This is a genomic window from Nonomuraea sp. bgisy101 (assembly GCF_057708945.1).
In genome coordinates, this window is the sequence record NZ_JBYITD010000011.1 from 223,251 (window position 1) to 239,900 (window position 16,650).

Sequence of the window (16,650 nt, forward strand, 5' to 3'; positions counted from 1 at the left end):
GCGGAGGCTGGAGCAGACCGGGGGCGTGATCGACGGTTCCGTCGGGGTCGCCAACCCGTCCGAGGCCGAACGTCGGGTGATCATCGGTATCACCGGGACCTACCGGCCTGAGACCGTCAAACGGCTCACTGTGTCACTGGCCGACCTGGACGACGCCCTCACGAAAATGCACGGCATGGGCCTGCTCCAGGCGCTGGCTTTGGTGGGGGGGCCGGTTCGGGACCGGCCCGCGGAGCGAGCCGCGGAGGTTTCCCGCAGGCAGGCGTTGCTGGTCGAGGCTCAGTCTGCGATGTGTGCTTCGGAACCCTGGTTCGCCGAGTGGCTGTCGGCGATGACTGCGGACGGCACGCTCACCCGCCTGATCCGGCGCGGTGACACCCACCTGATCAGGCAGGCGACAGCCGTACTCGACCAGCTGCCCGCAACCTTCGTCCCGCTTCCCGTCCTGGCCGAGTCGGCCACCGGCGACACCAAGGCGCTCGTTGCCGGCAGCCCGCTGGCGACGCTCGTGCTGCGCGCCCTGGCGCTCCGGTCCGGTGCTCCAGCTCCCCCTTCGGGCAGGGCGGGGCAGCGGGGGCTGTGGGAGTCCGCAGGTGTGATCGTGGACGACCTGGCCAGCCAGGTGCTGGTGCTCAACGTCAGGACCCGTGGCGACGAGGTGGTCTCCAGGTGGCTGAATGACGCCGCCGCGTTCGGGATCCCGTTCCGGCTTACCCTCCACCAGCAGGGGGAACACCCCATCGTGCCGGTCGCCGAGGAGATCTTCGTCTGCGAGAACCCGGCGGTGCTCCGCGCGGCGGCGGCCGAACTCGGAACCCGGTCAGCCGCCTTGGTCTGCACCGAGGGGATCCCGTCGGCCGCCTGCCACAAACTGCTCGCCGCGGCAGCGGCAGCCGGGTCACGACTGCGCTGGCGAGCCGACTTCGACTGGACGGGGCTGCGCATCGTGGAGGCGGCAGCCGTACGGCATGGCGCGTCGCCCTGGCGGATGAGCGCGGCCGACTACGCGGCTGGCCTGGCGGAGGGCGAGTCCACCCCGCTCACCGGCAGCAGGTCGGGCAGCACCTGGGATCCAGCCCTCGCCGAGGCGATGGCCGCCGAGGGCCGGGCCGTCATGGAGGAACGCCTCATCCCAGCACTCCGCACCGACCTCTCGGCTGACGCTTAACAGATCGCGCCGCGTGCGTGACGAGCCCCAGCAGACCGGCCTTGACGCAGGCGTCGACTCGCGGCGGGACCAGGCCGGAGTTCAGCCCCAAAGCGATTTTCCCTGGTGCAGGTGGAGCGCGACAGCCTGCTCAGTCACCGTGGCCCGCAGCCGCTCGATCTCCCTGCGCGCCACCTCCAACTCGACGGCCTCGGGGCTCTCGCCCGGACGGCCGACCGTGGAGGCGCCCGCCAGCGCGCCCTGCTTGGCGGTCTTGCAGATCTGATTCTGTCATCCGGTTGACGCCGTACTTGTCGGCCGCCTCGCCCTGCGTGCTCTGCCCGGTGAGCACCTCAACGAACACCTGGTACTTCACCGACGGCGCCGGCCGCGTACGCTTGCCTGTCCCGCCCGCGCGGGACGGGGACTGCTTGTGGTCCTGCTGTGGTCCTGCCACCTGCTCCAACCTCTTCCAACGGGGGATCCAACTACCCGCGGCTGATAGGTGTTTCGGAAAGCTGTTCGACAAGGGCGTGCTCGGCCTGACCGCCGACCGCACGATCACCGTGTCGGCCCGATTTGTCGGCCGGACGGCCGCGGCCCGCGACATGGTCCTGTCCCTGGCCGGACGGCCCGTGCGCGGGCCCCAATCCGGGATGGAACGGTTCGAGGCCGCACACGTCGACTGGCACGGTCGTCAGGTCTTCCGCCTACCGTCCCGCAATGGCTGAGTGCCGCATCCAGGGTTGAGTGGGCTTCCCCGGATGACGGTCGGAAATCACAATGAGCCGGTGTTCGTGTTTAGGTGGCCCGAGAACCATGATCCTCGACAGGTGAGTCGAAGAGCTGCCACGCGGGGAGGCGGACACTCCGGCGTCCGGTAGAGGGATTAGCCAGTAACCGCGCGCGGGTGCACTGCACGCGAAGATGCTTGGCGAGATCGTCGTCCGGCGCCCCGCGATCCAGGAGTACGGCCAGCGTTCCGTCGTGGTACGTCGCGTCGGCCTGGTATCCGTCCAGCCGTACGTTCAGCTCGACATCCGGGGACGTGTGTGCGGTGAGGTGTTCATATAGCTTGATCGTCATCGGGTCGGGAGGGACGTCGGTCGCGCCGTCGGAGCTTGCGAGCAACTCGGCGGCCACGCCGCCCTGCTTGCTCCAGAAAGACCGGTCACCGATGACGACGAGGTGGGCGCGAGCTCTGGTGATGGCCACATTCCAGAGGTTGAGCTGGCGGTTCAACCACATCACGGTGTTCGGGCTCGTGCTCTCGCCTGCGACCAGGGAGAGCACGATGACGTCGCGTTCGCCGCCCTGGAAAGTGTGGGCCGTCCCGGCGCGAACTCGGTCGTCTCCGGCGAGATGGTGTTTCAGGAGTTCGCTTTGGGCGCTGAAGGGAGTGACCACGCCGACGCTGATGTCGTTCCGGATGTGCAGGACGTGCTTGGCCACCTCCGCCGCCTTCTTGGCTTCTTCTTGGTTCAGCCAGGATCCGCCTTGGCCGCGCTGGGCTCGGCCTTGAATGTCGATCCAGGTGATGGCCGGACGGCCCAGGCTTCTTTGCCCGTGGACGTCGACCAGCACGGTCAGTCGCCCGTTGTAGAAGAGCCGATTGGACACCTCGGCGATGTCCGGGTGGCAACGGTAGTGCTCGTCGAGCAGCAGTCGATGGCCAACGGCGGTGGACGTCGCGTGGAAGGCCGAGTGCCGGTGATAGGTGAGCCGGTGTTCCTCCAACCAGGCTGGATGGAGTCCGGAGAGTCGTGCGCTGCGTGCTTCCTGGGCTGGATGGAGGGCGGAGACGTGGGCGAGTTGCATGGGGTCGCCAATGATCAGGGCTCGGCGGGCGCGGAACAGCAGCGGCAGGATTCCGGCAACGGAGCATTGGCTGGCCTCGTCGATGATCACCAGATCGAAAAGCGCCGGATTGAGGGGCAGGCGTCGGGCGGACTGGTTGGTGACGGCCCAGCCCCGCACGTGGCGCAGGGCCCGGAGGAGCTCTCGCCAGTCGCTGCCGCCCTGCCCAGAGGCTTGGAGGAGCTCAACGATGTGCTCACGTCCCTGCCGGCTCGCCAGCTCGATCTCGGACTGGAGCCGGGCCTGGGACGCCTGGGTCACCCGTTCCCAAGCGGCGTCGTGGCCCGTGACGAGGGCTTCGGCGTCTTCGCGCGTGCCGAGTTGCTTGATCAGGTTGTCCCAGCGGCCTTGGGCCGCCGCGTAGCGGGCGAGCGCTTCACAAGCGGCCTTGCCGGCGGGTACGGCAAGGCGTATCCGGCGGAACAAGTAGGCCCGCCGCCAGCCGCCGAACAGCCTGGCTCGCGCGGCCTTGGATGCCCGACGCTCCAACGCCTCCCATGACCCGCGTAGCTCACCTGGAGAGGAGCCGAGCTCGGACAGGGTGGCCTCGCGGTGTTGTCCGGTCTGGAGGAGATCGCGCTCCAGGGCCGCCATATCCGCGAGTACGGCTCGGGCTCTTCGAAGGTTGTCGAGGGCGGCGGCCAACTTCGCGATGGTGGTGGCGTTGGCGGCGGAGGGCCTGGTCAGGGACAGAAGCCGGCGCAGCCCTTTGCCTTCCTCCTCCCGCATCTTGCGGTTGCCGCTCCGGATGAGCGCGCTGGGCGCCAGCCGTTCGCATCGTTCCCAGACCTCTTGGACGGCCTGGTTGTTGTTGGAGGCGACCAGGACCCGCTGCCCCGCGCAGATTGCCGTGGCCACGGCGGCCACGACCAGCTGACTCTTTCCGGTGCCCGGAGGTCCGGTCGCGATCGTGAGCCGTTCACGCATCGCTGAGGCCACCACGTTTTCCTGTCCCTCGTTGAGTGGTAGAGGGGCCACCAACTGCCAGTCGGTACGGGGTGTCTCGATCGGAGGGTCGAAAAGACCGGCCAACGCGGTCTTGGGGATCTCGGCGGCCTTCTTTTTAAGATCGTCAAGGTCATTGAGTAGCTGCCGGATCGTGCTCTCGTTCGGCTTCAGCGTGAAGAGCACGGCTGCGTTGCGTGCCCCACTGGTGGGCGTGTCCTGGTCGATGTCAGACGCCAGAAGCTCTGGTCGGAGCTCTTCCACGCAATCAACACCCAGCTCGCGCAGATGGTGACGAAGATCTCTCACCATCTCGGCGTAGTGTCCGCTGTGCCAGGTCGGCCGGTAGGTGGCCACGAGGTGTTCGGCCTCCTCCTCGCTCAGGAGGCCGGCGATCAACTGCGGGTTCGGCATGGCCGGGCCGAAGGCCACCAGTTCCTGATCGACGATGTCGACCTGCCGCACGATCAGTGGCGCGACCGTCGGCGTGGTGAGGGTTCTGCCGTACCTGTCCCGGAACATCACCACAGTCGGGTAGCCGTACCAGAGTTCATCGCCCGGCTGCTGGGCCAGTAGGTCCTTCGTCTCGGGAGGGAGGTCGGTACGGGAATCCCCGCAGAGGAGCCGCTCCTGGCCTGGCACGTTGACCACGTCTCGCCGGGTCAACGGCCGCACGGTTCTGGCCTCTGAGACCAGGCACGAACGGTAGTAACTGATGAGCGCGGGCCAGTTGCCACCTTCTCGGACAGACTCGCTTTTGGGGATGTTGTGCCCGAAGGCCGTTGGCGGCTGGAGTTCAAGCGATCGCCCGATCGCTGATCGGGCGACGTTGATCTGACCTGTCACGCCGTGAGCTGACTTCACCGGCGTCTGCGGTGCGGCCAAGGGGCGTTGTTTCAGCTGGCTGCTCACGTGATGGAACAGGTCTTCCACCGAGACGGTCCCGTCGCCGTCGTGATCGGCCTGGCCGGTGAGCAGCCCGTTGACGATCTCTTCCGTGAAGACCGAGGGCCTGGAATCTTCGCCGGCGAAGGAAGCCTGGCCAGCTCCAGAGGACGACAGCACATAGACGCCGTGGCTGGTCAGAGGGATCGCCGAGTCGGCCGACTTAGTGTCCCTGGTTGTGAATCCGTGAACGAAGCCGCCGCTCTGGCAGCAATCCAGGATGGCGATCTTCTGGGAGGCGCGGCAGAGCCCCAACTGCTCGTTGACGTAGGAGGCGCCGACAGCGGTCTCCTCGATCCGCTGGTGGTCGGTGTCGGTCGTGACGAAGAAGAACTCGCCTGTGCTCCGAGTCAGCCTCAGGCCGTGGCCGGTGATGTAGAGGAGAGCGAGGTCGCCTGGGTCCGCCTGGCTGAAGAACTCTACGATCTCGTACCGCAGGTGGTCGGCGGGCGCATCCAGCGCCTGCCGCACCTCGTCGAAGCCGCCGATGGCGGGCTGTTCGAGAATCTGCTTGAGCTGCCACACATCGGCGACGCATGAAGGGAGTGCAGTGTAGGCGCCGTCTGAATAGACGGAGGTGCCGATGAGAAACGCCCGCCTGGCCACTACGAGTCGCCTTTTCCGAGAAAACGTTCTAATGCCTGTGCCGTAGTGGCATCCAGCTTGCCGTCGATTTCCAGCCTTTCGTCACCTCGGGTCGCTCGCACCTTCCTGCCGCGCTGAGCCGCAGCCCATTCCCGGATCGCGGTCGTCGCCAGCTTGGTGGCGCTTCCGGCCACAACGAGCCAGAACGCAGTGTCTGCCCATAGTGGATTGCTTTTAGTGCCATGTGTCGCATTTGTGGCGAGATCTATCGGACCGGTCTCGACCCCGTCGATTCCGTCCAGCGCTTTTCGGAGGGAACGAAGCTCGCTTTCCTGGCGGAGAATATCGCCGTCGTCCGGAATCTCCAGTCGCAACTGCCGGGTCATGGACTCCCTTTCATTGGAGGGGGAACCATGATTGTAAGATAAAGGACCACAAATACTTACGACTGCAGAAATGTCAGCGGTCACCTCGGTGGCGTCCTGAATTCGGACTCCGGGGCTCATGGGGGCTTGAATCACCTCCCTCGCAGCTCAGCTTCGCTGGAAGACTCTCGCCCGAATGCCATTCAAGGGCGACTCGATTGGGCCGATCCTGTAGCCGATGAGGGACGGCGATCTCGGTTCCGGCCTGGCGGTAGAACTCCTGCCGTTGCCGAACTCCTCGCGCAGTCGGGGGCGGACCAGCAGGTCGACAGCCAGGTAGCCGCGGTCAAACAGAGTGTGCACGTCCGAGCGCAGCAGACCGTTGTCCAGGCGGTGCTCGCCGCCGCGGGCGAGCCGACGGATGTGCGCAGCCTGCAGCACGGGTCAGATCTTGTCGCCGGTGATCGCGCAGCGCCGCTCATAGGCATGCAGCACCACGGCCCGGAAGGCCTGCTGCCCCAGGCGCCGCGGTGCCAGACGCGGGTCACCGAAGACCGGGCCGTCGCGGTGCCGGAGTTCGGACAGGTCGAGGTCAGCGCCGAGTCCCATTCGGTTCAGTAGGTCGTGGAAGTATGGCGCGGCGGCGTGGGTGGCCAGGTCGTAGCTTGTGCCTTGGACGATGTTGGAGGCGAAGTCCGGCGGGGCCGGGGCGAGGCAGTCGTCGGGGAAGAACCAGACGTCGCGGATGATGACGCAGCCGATGATCGGGTCTTCCACGGGCGCGATCGGCCGGGAGCGGTATTTGCTCAGTTGTTCGCGCATAATCGCCAGGCTCTCGGTGCCGTTGCCCTGGCCGAAGAACTCCCACGCCTCCGAGACCTGCAGCGGTGCGAACCCGCTGAAGAACCCGCCGCCGACCACCTGGTTGTGGGGGTGGTGGGTCTTGAAGAAGAACGGCTCGCCGTGGCTGAGCACGCGAGACTCCCGCACGCCGGAGGGGCGCCAGAAGTTGACCTCGTTCAGGGTAGGCCGGGCAGCCAGGAAGCGGTACCAGTAGTGATGCGCTACCCCAACATATGCCTTCACGTGGCTATTGTTCACGCCGATGATCACTGCGGCCAGAGGTCATGTGGACTTGCACGCCAGCACCGCGCCGCCGGGGAAGCGCCCGCCCGCCTCGGGCTGGCGGATCACCCGGGCCAGCTCGGTGAAGCCTGCCTGGCGGCTGAGTTCATGCTTTCCTGGCACGCACACCGGAACCGTGAGTTTGACGGCCATGGTGGCAGTCGGAACCTGTTGCACAGCTGGACGGGTACGAGGACATCGTGGAGGTCAGCTTCGAGTCCGAGGCAGGAAGCGTCTCGCTGCACGAATGGGGAGGCCAGAACGTCCATATGATTCCGGAGCTGCCTGCGGTCCGGGTTGGTACCGTCTGCACTGCCACGCTCACGGGATGGACCGCGGCCACGACGGCGGCGACGATGGCCAGCCCTTGGACCGATATCTGCTGCAGATTTGGCCGGCGGAGGAGGCCGATCCGGCCGTGGTCAAGAGCACGAGCAGCATGCACCGGAATTGGATGACCGCCGGATAACAGCCGGATGAAGGAGAGCGAGATGAACGCGGAGACAGCGGACTTGCTCTTCGACGTGGTCAGACGGCTGGAGAAGAACATCGTGGCGCGTGACTGCCCTACGATCGTCGCGGAGCGGGCGGGCGCACGTTGGTGCTCAGCTTGGTGCTCAGCGATTACGACTACCTGCGTGACCGGGATACGGCGATCGCGTTCGAGCACAGGGCGGCGGCGAAAGGCAAGGAGATCGGTGCTGTCCGGTGGGTGCTGGCCATACCGCAGGTGTGGTTCTTCGAGCCGCCCAGCACGGTCAGCATCCGGGCCGCCTCCAACCATCCGTTCCGCGGTGCCGCCGATCCGAACGCCGGCCTTGGCCCAGGCGTACTCGCGGAACGGGGCCCGGCTGCGGTCGGGGCCTTCGTCATTTCTGCCCGGCGACCTGCGGAAACCCGCTCAAAATCATTCCACGTATATTCCGCGAGCACTGGCACATGACTGCCTACAGCGGCACATCGCTGCCTACATCAACTCGGACGCGATCATAAAGAAACCCAGATCAGAGCCTGGGTTTCTGGTCAGAGAAGTGCCCCCGGCATGATTCGAACATGCGACACCCCGCTTTAGGAGAGTGGAGGCTACTCCGTCTCTCAAGGCGGCTTGAGCTGGGCTAATGGCTTCCACGATGCGTGGACATTTCAAGATCATCCCGCGTATATCCCTGCCGCGATCGCCAGCCCAACCATGTTGCTTGGCGTCCGTCTCGACACCCTCCGACACCTAGGGAAACCGAAGCAGTTCAAGCACTATTCGGCGCCCGCCGATGATTCCCAGCCCGCTTACGAGACATTTCGGCTGTCGTGCGCCTTCTTGCGGCTCTACCCACATAGACCTGGGTGTTCTCCGCCGTGCTCCTCGGCCACCCGGCTGGCTCTCCAGTCCGGCCGTTGACCTGGCCGTACGCCTCCGGCTTGTCATGGTTCCTCGCTGGATCACAGCCTCTCACGGAATACTCACGAAACAAGATCTCAATCTCCCCACGCCTGTCGATCTTGCAGCGAGGTCGCGTCTGGACACACTGGTCTACAGCAGCCCGTTCGGCGGCCCACCCTCGTCGTCCGGTGCCATGTGGACCTGGACCGCAGGGGCCCACCAGGCCCGAGGACTGGAAGCTTCGCGTAGCCTCCTGAGACCTCGCTTGGCGACGGCGACAGTAACGCATATTGCCCGACCCGAGAGCAACGGGAAACGACCTCACGGTTCTGTGGACACTGTGGTCGGTGGGCGAGGGATCCAAGGTCCAACAGGACCATCTCAGCCGGGGTTTTACTCGTTCGGCCGTTGCCGCTTCAAGTAGTCGCGGGCGTAGCCGATCCACAACTGCCCCGGCACTCGGCCACGGGCTCCCAGTGGTTGGCCGGTTTTCTGTGCCCATTCTCTGACGAGTTTCTCCTGTAGGAGGAGATCTGGCCCAAGCAGCTGCAGATAACCTGCCCGATGCAGCCAGTAGGAGGCGGTTATCTGATCGGGCACTCGCCCACTGCCACCGATTATGATTCTCAGGCTGCGAGCCCATTCCCGAGCGGCCGAGGTGTCGGCTCGAGAAATGATGGGGCGCGGTTTTCGCCTAACCTGGTCCTGCAGGCAACCACAACTGCGGGTGTTTCCTGACGTTACCTGGGATTGGACAGCAGCGGTTGTCGCGCCGCATCGGCAGCGGTAGTCACGAATAATCTGATCAGGTCGTGAAGGGTTACGATAGGGCTCGCTCATGGCGGCCAACAAACTGTCCGGATGTGGCTCAGTTGATTTAAGCTTACGGGGCTGGGGTGCGGCCCGCTCACGCTTAGGCCTTGGCGGATGGAGTTCTCCCCACGTCGCAATTATGTATTCATCCGCCTGGCCCTGTCGCTGCGGTCGTCCGCCGGCAAGGTAATCGCCGAGACCTGAGATAGCTCCAGGAAACCGGGCTTCGAGCGAGAAAGCTACAGCGCATGCCTGCTCGTAGGGAGTGGACTGCTCCCGTACCGAGACGCTCAAGGCGTGAGGTGCCACTAGCGGTTGCAGATCACCTACGCGGACATGGACAATCAGGTCCAAGAGTCCAGCCTGGACCAAGACTTGGCCCTTTTCATTCTCGCGCGCTTGGCGGTTGCGTAGTTTTGAGGAGTGATGGTAGGAGCCGTCATACTCAATCCCGATCCGCATGCCGCTGTGCTTGAGACGGAAAACGGCGTCGATCTCTACCGCCTTGTAGCGCCAGTGTGCCGGTTTAAACCGCCGGGGAATCTGGATCTGCTGGGAGGCGAAGTCAGGAACGCCCGCGAGCAGGCGCGGATCTGGCGGCACAGGCGGTACATAGTCCATGAGGCCCGAAAGTTCCGCGACTAGACGTACCTGCTCTTTGGATATCCCTGACCTTGAACATTTCGGGCAGTTTCCACCCTGAACCCGATTAAGGACGGTTGCCATCCATTGATGGCCATGCCGACACTGCCAAGGCAGAGTGGCATAAACGTCGCCACGCTCCCTCTCGGTCAGGTCGCTACGAGAGGCACTATGCTTGCTGGTCGGCAGCTTATGCGGATCCATGTTGGGATCGTCGAGTTGATCGGCAATCTCTTCGAACCATGTCGCGAGAGAGTTTGTGTCATCGATCACATATCCGGCACAAACTCGGCAACCATCTCCTTGTAGTGCTCGTTCTTTGATCACTGCTTTGTAATGGTGCTCGACCTTGTACCACCGTCCTGTCAGGGGTTCGACGGCCCAGGTCTGGCACACCCAGGGCACCCTGTCATGGGAGGCGTAAGTGATTTCTTTTACAGGAATCGGCCCGCGGTACTGCTCTGCAAGTGTTGGGATATCTGCGAGCTTGATTAACTGCTGGCAGGCCGGGCAGCGTGTGCCGGCTTGGATCCGGTCCTTGGGCCATGCAGGCCACGCTGGGTGTCCCTGCCCAAGTGGGCAGCGCCACAGATATGGGCTAGTCCCTCGTTTCTGGGTACTTGCCGAAACAGTGTCAGGACGGCCGGGGTTACCGGAGTGCCACTGCCCGGCAACCTCTGGGATGTCGGCCACAGTGGTCTCGCCGCGGCTCCCTGTTCTCTTGGCCCACCGTTCTTTGACCGTGGCTTTATGTCGGTCCCAGAAGGCATTCACTTCTGCCTGACAGGCACGTGCCACCTTCAGTTCCGCCATTACCTGGTTGCGCCGCCCACGACTGGTCTCATTCCAGAAGCTGCGCATTTGCTGGAGCACCCGCAGTCGATCTGCCTGCGTGCCGTGTCCGGGATCGAGCGGACTTGGCTCCCGAGGCCAGTCCGCTGATATGGCTGCACCGGCAGCGCTTTCCAATCGTGATGCCTGATCCGTCTCCAAGTGGCGATTGGCCACGTTGTACTTCTCGCCTGTCGCTTCCATTCGGTCGTGAATCGCCTTCTTGCGGGCACTATTCTCAGTCATGCGAGTGCTCTCTACGGCGAGCCCCACGCACTACGCCGACAACGGCACGACCGGATAGCGCGAATCGGAGATCCTTGTCTAACGCGCTGGGACGGCGTGGGCGTCGCTTTAGCTGGAGCGGGCAGGCGCTGGCTGCCTGCCCGAGGTGTTCTCCGCGGAGTCGTCATCTTCGACAGGTTCAACCTCGTCATCGACATGGCGGACCACTGGATCAGTCGTCGATTCCGACCACGCGATGCCGAGCCAGTCCTTCAGCCGTGCGTAGGCGAGTCGAAGGAGAACCTCAGCTCGCCGATCCATGAAATCCGGGTCCCACTCGTCATCACGCTGCCCGAGTGCGCGCAGGTGCGGCAGGTAACGAGACATCTGGGCCAGTTCCTCGGTCGACTGCGCGAACGCCAAGCCCGAATCGTTGAGAATGGTCTTGGCCTCCTCGGTGGTCGTAGCACCAAGTGCCGCGTACAGCACCTTCTTCTCGGTCCACGGTCGCGAACTCAGCGACGTGTTGGCAGCCCCTGGCGCAAGGACCAAGTTGCCGATCTTGTGAACGATCTTGTCGGCGATCCCCTTCTCATTGTAAAAGCCCTGATCCCATCCACCGGTTGCTTGCTGCGGAGCGATGTGCTCGATCGTGAAGTGTGTTTCATCGGACCAGCCATCTGATGTGAAGCACGGAGCCACGCCCGCCTTTCCCTGTTTTATAAGGCCAGGATTATCGGGGTCTTCAATGGTGTCGTGGTAGGCCGCCAGCAGAAGGAAGCGCGTCAGCGGTCGGCTGTTCTTGTAGAGAGGCAAAGATTTTGCCGCCGCCAGAAACGATGCAAGATTCGGGATACCGCCGTACTTCTTGTCCGTATCGGACAAGCGTGTCGCGAGCTCCTTCTTCAGGGCTTCGGCGTCTACCGTTGGCCTAGGCTGCTCTGAGTTCGGCACGGCCCGCGCAAGAGGTCCCATGCCAGTTAGCGAGTCACCTGCCATGACGGATCGATACTGGCTGTCGATGTTCCCGGTGCCACTTCGAGTCGCTCGCCAGAAAACCGTGAAGGCGGTGATCGCCTTGATAGCTTTTTCAAACTCCGCGATTCGTTTGTCCCGTTCCTCACCCTCTTCTGCATGGACGGCCTCGGAGTAGAACCGCAACAGGGGTGCAATGGCGATTGTGTGGTTGAGGTCGTTTAGGAACGCTAGACAGAGCTTGACCGTGTCCGTCATGGCGGAGGCGGGGAGTCCGACGAGCTGACGAGGAGTTTCCTTCGCCGGCTCCCACGTTGTACCAACGAAGGTCGCCGTGTCGCTCAGGTGACGTAAATACGCAGCGCGATCATCGCTGGAGTCCTTATGACTGTCGAAGGTGTCCTTCATGTAGACGCGTTGGTCGGAGAGCCGCTTCGACAGCTTCTTGGCCGTCTCTGCGAGGGCAAACGTCACCAGCAGCTCACGGGTTGCATTCTGCAGCTTCTCCCCAACGCCAAATCGGTCAAGGTAGCTCTGGACAGCCTTCATGCGCTCGTGCGCGTCAGAGCCTCGGTAGTCCTGAACTTTTTCCGCCATCACAACGCGCGGCAAGAACGTCTCGAAGGCAGTCAAGGGCTCACCGGTCGTGTTCAGCGACTCGAAGATGGTAAAAGCATAGTCCTCGTCCTTGCCCTGCACCACAGTTAGCGCAATGCGGTTCAGGACGTACGCGGCGAACATCACGAGCCGCATCAAGACAGCCTCGGGCTCATCCTCCAGCTCGCGAAGCCATCTGCACAGCTCGGGGTCGAGTTCATGGTTGAACAGCGCGCGCTGAAACTCGATCTGATTGGCCAAGGTCGAGAGCGGCGGCAAATCCTCAAGCTCCTCAATCGCTGTGCGCTGAGCGAGCTTGGTCAGTGCGGTACGGATCTCGCCGAACCGCCTAATTAGATCGCCCTCGCCTTCACCCGCACCGGGACGCGCCGGCGGCCTGAAGTCCGTCGGCTTCACGGTCGGGGGCTCTGCGTCTGCCTCGACTGAGTAGGTGTAGATCAGGTTCGCAATTGGAGACTCATACTGTTTGAGCTTTGCATCCTTAGACCACTGGTCGACGAAGGCACGGATCAGGCGAGGGTAGACTGGCGCGTCGCCGAAATTCTTTCGCTCATAGAAAGCAGTGCTGAGGGTCTGCAGGATGCCGACAGTTTCTGAGTAGAGCGATGCACGCGCAGTGTCCGTGGAATCAGGTGTCTTGCCCTTGAAGACCTTCCATGAGTGCTGGCGGGTCAGATTATGAAGGCTTACGAGTAGAAGAAGCAGGCTAGATAGACGTTGCTGCCCGTCGATCACGGTGAGCACCTTGGAGGGCACTTCCGGTTTTACAATCGGCTGCACCGTAACGTGATTGACGTCGTGGATGGTAATCACGGTGCCCAGGAAGGTGAAGCTGTCGGGAGCCTCACCGAGATTCTTCAAACCGTGAAGGGTGTCGTCGAGCAGCTTCTCGACCTTGTCCTTACCCCACCCGTACGGCCGCTGATACGGCGGCAGGTACAGGCCGAGGCCATTGTCCGACAGCAACTCACGGAGGCTCTTGCTCTGCGCCTCAAATATCTCTCTGGCCTGGGTGGGCATGGGGTCCGTCCTCCGAATCCAACAGGCTGGTCAGGTTAGATGCGACACACCATGCAGGCGTCATCGCCACCGTCCTCCAGGAGGACGCCATCGAGCACCGTCGATAATACTTGTCCACGGCTGGTTAGGGCGGACCAATCCACCCGGACCCTGTTCGGTTCTCTCATCTCCACTGTGTTCGGTCAACACAATGTGCGGATGAAAGAACAAAACCCCCCAAACCTCTCCTGCACACCCACTTTCCATGACCTCCGGCGCGTCTACACGGCGACGCTAATCCGGAGGTCATCCCTATCCACGTTGCGGTCGCCCGGCTCGGCCACGCCGATTCGTTACACCAACGTGCCCGCCAGCTCGGTCGGTGTTGTCAGTGGGGCATGAGACGCTCCCCCTATGACCACCACTCACACGGAGGGCGTCTGCCTGCCCTCATACCGCACGCTGGTAGCACTCGCGCTGGCTGCGCCCGAGGAACACGTCCGTGAGCTCGCCGATTGGGTGGAGCACGCCTCTGTCGTACGCGGTGGGGCTACCGAACAGGCCGGTTGGGAGAGCGCTTACAAGTGGCTCCGGCTTGCCCAGGGGCTGCGCACAGTGACCTTCGACATGTCGTACGACGACGGGGGCATGTGTGCCGTCGGCGGCGACTTCGACGCCGTTTGGTCGGAGATGATAGAAGAGTGGCAGTTGCACCTAGTGCGACTCGGCTATGTCCGGGCGGCGCTCGAAGGGCTCGTCAGGGTGCTGCACCCAGACGTCTCTCAGCCCGCTATCGCCATCGAATGGGCGGAGCACCAGCTATCACACCGCACCGACGTCTGGCCACTGCACGCATGCGAAGTCGCCGAGCACCTCACGGCTCACGCACGGGGTCGGGCTGACGATACCGCCGTGTCCGTCGCCTCCGGTGTCGCCCAGGCGATCGCCGTGCACCGTCAGGTGGTGCACGGTCTCGCGGGGGTCCCCGAGCCGACCGACGACGCGGACGCGAAGATCCACGCAACCGGCCACGAGGAAATTTGCGCCGCCAGGGAGGCGTCCACGGCTGTAATGCTAGGGATCCAGCTGCTGCTGGCGGCAGCGCTGGCCGAAGGGAGCATCGCGGTTCTCGACGAGGACAAGTATCTCTTCGATGGCAGGTGGGTTCCCGATGGCGCTGGCGGCAGTCGGTGGGTGGATGAAGAGATGCTCTATAGCGAGTACCTCGCGGTTCTCCACCTTGAGCCTGGCGAGCCGCCCGAGCTCTGACCGGGTGCTCCAATCTGGCGGTCGGCTCTGTTCCGCATCTGGCAGAAGCAAACAACAGGCACGGGGCGGAAGCTAGGCTTCCGCCCCGTCTGTCCCTGTCCGGTTTGATTCAGGTCATGCACCAGCCGGAGTCGCAGGAACCATCCCCCTCGTCGACGGTGCTGTCTGCCAAGCCGTCTTCAGGGATCGCCTGCGCGAGCGGGCGACCGTACCTCGTGAGATACACGGAATCCCGCCCGAGTGCAGCCCGGCGTTCGTTGATCGTCTCCTCAAGCTGCACCGACAGGGCGAACAGCTCGGGTTCGTGCCTGCGCTGGTGCCGCCACGCGTCGACGGTGCGAAAGGGGCAGAAGAAGCAAGAGCTTTTCGGCGGCACCGGCAGGCCGGCCTCCGTGATGATGTGCTCGCAGTCACTCCTGCGCAGCCCAAGATCGAGGAGAGGGTACTCGATGAGCTCGTGAGGCTCTCGTCGGCGCCGGTTGGCGCGGTGGATCTCGTCGAGCGATATACCGATTCCCACCGCACTCGGATGCTCTGCGGTGGCTCCATGCTCTCGGAGCCACCGCCCGATCACCTTGATTTTGAAGTCTGTTGTGCAGTTACGTCGGCCCGGAGCCCCGTTCGCCATGCGCACTGGGATGGGGATTGATCGCGTGGCCGGCCGGTTCATGCGCTGCATGAGCGTCTCGGTGGTTCCGTCACGTCGGCGCCGCCTAAGCTCCTGGACTTCGAGCCCCGCTCGGGCCGCGTACGGGATTGCGATCTCACGAACGTAGGCGAGCGTCGCCGGGTGCTCGCTGTCGTCACCCACGTTGGCGAAGAGGAAGGTCCGAAAGTCGATCTCTCTACGGGCCGCCAGCACGAGCAGTGCTGTTGATTGCACGCCACCTCCGAAGGAGACGACCTTCACGGCGGTGTGGCTCGGCTGGCCGGAAGCGGCCTGGGGGTCGGAGTCGGTTGAGCCGGCGCTATGGGCTCCGTGGGCGCGCTGCAGAATCGACATGTGAGAGAGATTATTGACTTCCAGTGAGGTTATCAAGTGTTTCTCTCATCGTCGTTGACAAACAGTGGAACCAGCCGCAGGCGGCGTTGGCGGCGTGGGTCGTAACCGTACAGTTGACTCAGGGCTGAGGCTTGATCACGACGGAGTAGCCCTGGGCCAGTACCGATGCGAGGAACTCCACGGCGGCGGCCTGGTCAGCGCTCGTGAACGTTCGTGCTGCGGGCAGCAGCTCTTGCGGCGGGCGTACCACGGGGGGATTGCTGGACCTGCGGCCGCGAGGCTTCTGTGGGGCGCGCTGTCCCGCACGCAGCATGGCGATCTCGGCGGTGACGACGGGTCGCTGCCGGCGTTGCGCGTCCGCAAGGATCGTTTCCAAGAGCCAGAGCGGAGAACCGGAGAGGACGAGGTCCGCCTCGGCGATACGTTGCCGGTTGCGCCACCGGGAAACCGCCTGGGCATCTCGACCGAGGACACGGCCTACCTCCTGAATGCCGAGGATGGCAGGCAGTTGTTCGTCATCCTGTAGGACATAGCCGTGAGGGCTGGCGGCCTTATAGGCTCCGAGCTGCCCCTCATCAACTCGACGGTCTCCGACGCCGCTGATGCGCAGCACCGTCGTTAGCAGCCAGTACGGGTTGCCGGAAGCGACTAGGTCGGGCTCGGGAAGTGTGCCTTCTGTGCGCCACTTCTGTGACGTTTGGCGCTCAACTCGGAAAAGGGAAGCGATCTCAGCATGCCCGAGCAGGTACGGGACCCGCACTTGAGCCATGAGGACCTTCCCAACATCTGCGCTCCTGTCCTAAGACCGCCAGGCGTGGCGCTGCCGCCACACCTGGTTGTCCGTACAGATCCTAGGCGCACCATCGGGTCAGGCCGGGTGGCCGACAGCGGCGCAACATCAATCAGGTTTCGGGTCGCGGTCGACCTC

General features: G+C 63.8%; 12 protein-coding genes, 1 tRNA gene and 1 pseudogene. 4 read left to right on the forward strand and 10 right to left on the reverse strand.

All coding sequences use genetic code 11. The features are described 5' to 3' along the window. Positions 1-25: 25 nt before the first annotated feature. Together AC3EO4_RS22555 and AC3EO4_RS22560 are read left to right on the forward strand one after the other, a co-directional pair. Complete coding sequence (locus tag AC3EO4_RS22555; protein WP_431897554.1) at positions 26-1,168, forward strand: TIGR02679 family protein; 1,143 nt, start codon at positions 26-28, stop codon at positions 1,166-1,168. 413 nt (positions 1,169-1,581) lie between these two features. Then, a pseudogene (locus tag AC3EO4_RS22560) lies at positions 1,582-1,878 on the forward strand (phosphorothioated DNA-binding restriction endonuclease); the annotation flags it as partial. A 70-nt stretch (positions 1,879-1,948) separates the two neighbouring features. Here AC3EO4_RS22560 and AC3EO4_RS22565 read toward each other — a convergent pair. The 5 genes from AC3EO4_RS22565 to AC3EO4_RS22585 form a co-directional block, all read right to left on the reverse strand. Continuing rightward, positions 1,949-5,500, reverse strand: coding sequence for a caspase, EACC1-associated type (locus AC3EO4_RS22565; protein WP_431897556.1), 3,552 nt, complete (start codon positions 5,498-5,500; stop codon positions 1,949-1,951). Then, positions 5,500-5,865, reverse strand: a complete 366-nt coding sequence (locus AC3EO4_RS22570; RefSeq protein WP_431897558.1) for a hypothetical protein — start codon at positions 5,863-5,865, stop codon at positions 5,500-5,502. Before AC3EO4_RS22570 ends, AC3EO4_RS22565 begins: the two co-directional genes overlap by 1 nt. A gap of 147 nt (positions 5,866-6,012) precedes the next feature. Then, positions 6,013-6,285, reverse strand: a complete 273-nt coding sequence (locus tag AC3EO4_RS22575) for an HNH endonuclease signature motif containing protein (RefSeq protein WP_431897560.1) — start codon at positions 6,283-6,285, stop codon at positions 6,013-6,015. Positions 6,286-6,288: 3 nt separating this feature from the next. Continuing rightward, positions 6,289-6,957, reverse strand: coding sequence for a hypothetical protein (locus AC3EO4_RS22580; RefSeq protein ID WP_431897562.1), 669 nt, complete (start codon positions 6,955-6,957; stop codon positions 6,289-6,291). A 12-nt stretch (positions 6,958-6,969) separates the two neighbouring features. Further along, positions 6,970-7,122 carry a hypothetical protein gene (locus AC3EO4_RS22585; protein ID WP_431897564.1) on the reverse strand — a complete coding sequence of 51 codons (153 nt, stop codon included), beginning with the start codon at positions 7,120-7,122 and terminating at the stop codon, positions 6,970-6,972. A 457-nt stretch (positions 7,123-7,579) separates the two neighbouring features. On the opposite strand from AC3EO4_RS22585, the gene AC3EO4_RS22590 reads away from it, so the two are divergent. Further along, positions 7,580-7,912, forward strand: a complete 333-nt coding sequence (locus tag AC3EO4_RS22590) for a hypothetical protein (RefSeq protein WP_431897566.1) — start codon at positions 7,580-7,582, stop codon at positions 7,910-7,912. A gap of 89 nt (positions 7,913-8,001) precedes the next feature. Here the strand turns inward: AC3EO4_RS22590 and AC3EO4_RS22595 are convergent. The 3 genes from AC3EO4_RS22595 to AC3EO4_RS22605 form a co-directional block, all read right to left on the reverse strand. Continuing rightward, positions 8,002-8,085, reverse strand: a tRNA-Arg gene (locus tag AC3EO4_RS22595). 655 nt (positions 8,086-8,740) lie between these two features. Then, positions 8,741-10,879 carry a zinc-ribbon domain-containing protein gene (locus AC3EO4_RS22600; protein ID WP_431897568.1) on the reverse strand — a complete coding sequence of 713 codons (2,139 nt, stop codon included), beginning with the start codon at positions 10,877-10,879 and terminating at the stop codon, positions 8,741-8,743. A 108-nt stretch (positions 10,880-10,987) separates the two neighbouring features. Beyond that, complete coding sequence (locus AC3EO4_RS22605) at positions 10,988-13,471, reverse strand: DUF262 domain-containing protein (protein WP_431897570.1); 2,484 nt, start codon at positions 13,469-13,471, stop codon at positions 10,988-10,990. 393 nt (positions 13,472-13,864) lie between these two features. Here AC3EO4_RS22605 and AC3EO4_RS22610 point away from each other — a divergent pair, with 393 nt between their 5' ends. Continuing rightward, positions 13,865-14,719: a hypothetical protein gene (locus tag AC3EO4_RS22610; protein ID WP_431897572.1), complete on the forward strand. Its 855-nt coding sequence runs from the start codon at positions 13,865-13,867 to the stop codon at positions 14,717-14,719. Positions 14,720-14,828: 109 nt separating this feature from the next. Here the strand turns inward: AC3EO4_RS22610 and AC3EO4_RS22615 are convergent, their stop codons facing one another. Next, a complete protein-coding gene (locus AC3EO4_RS22615) occupies positions 14,829-15,722 on the reverse strand; it encodes an adenine nucleotide alpha hydrolase family protein (protein WP_431897574.1) in 894 nt (297 codons plus the stop codon). A gap of 118 nt (positions 15,723-15,840) precedes the next feature. After that, entirely contained in the window at positions 15,841-16,491 is a 651-nt protein-coding gene (locus tag AC3EO4_RS22620; protein ID WP_431897576.1) for a hypothetical protein, read from the reverse strand. Between the last annotated feature and the right edge of the window lie 159 nt (positions 16,492-16,650).

Bases quoted from the DNA above. Each gene is read 5' to 3' on its own strand.
- AC3EO4_RS22610 (WP_431897572.1), top strand. From the start codon at position 13,865: ATGACCACCACTCACACGGAGGGCGTCTGCCTGCCCTCATACCGCACG.
- AC3EO4_RS22615 (WP_431897574.1), bottom strand. From the start codon at position 15,722: ATGTCGATTCTGCAGCGCGCCCACGGAGCCCATAGCGCCGGCTCAACC.
- AC3EO4_RS22570 (WP_431897558.1), bottom strand. From the start codon at position 5,865: ATGACCCGGCAGTTGCGACTGGAGATTCCGGACGACGGCGATATTCTC.
- AC3EO4_RS22605 (WP_431897570.1), bottom strand. From the start codon at position 13,471: ATGCCCACCCAGGCCAGAGAGATATTTGAGGCGCAGAGCAAGAGCCTC.
- AC3EO4_RS22600 (WP_431897568.1), bottom strand. From the start codon at position 10,879: ATGACTGAGAATAGTGCCCGCAAGAAGGCGATTCACGACCGAATGGAA.
- AC3EO4_RS22585 (WP_431897564.1), bottom strand. From the start codon at position 7,122: ATGGCCGTCAAACTCACGGTTCCGGTGTGCGTGCCAGGAAAGCATGAA.
- AC3EO4_RS22620 (WP_431897576.1), bottom strand. From the start codon at position 16,491: ATGGCTCAAGTGCGGGTCCCGTACCTGCTCGGGCATGCTGAGATCGCT.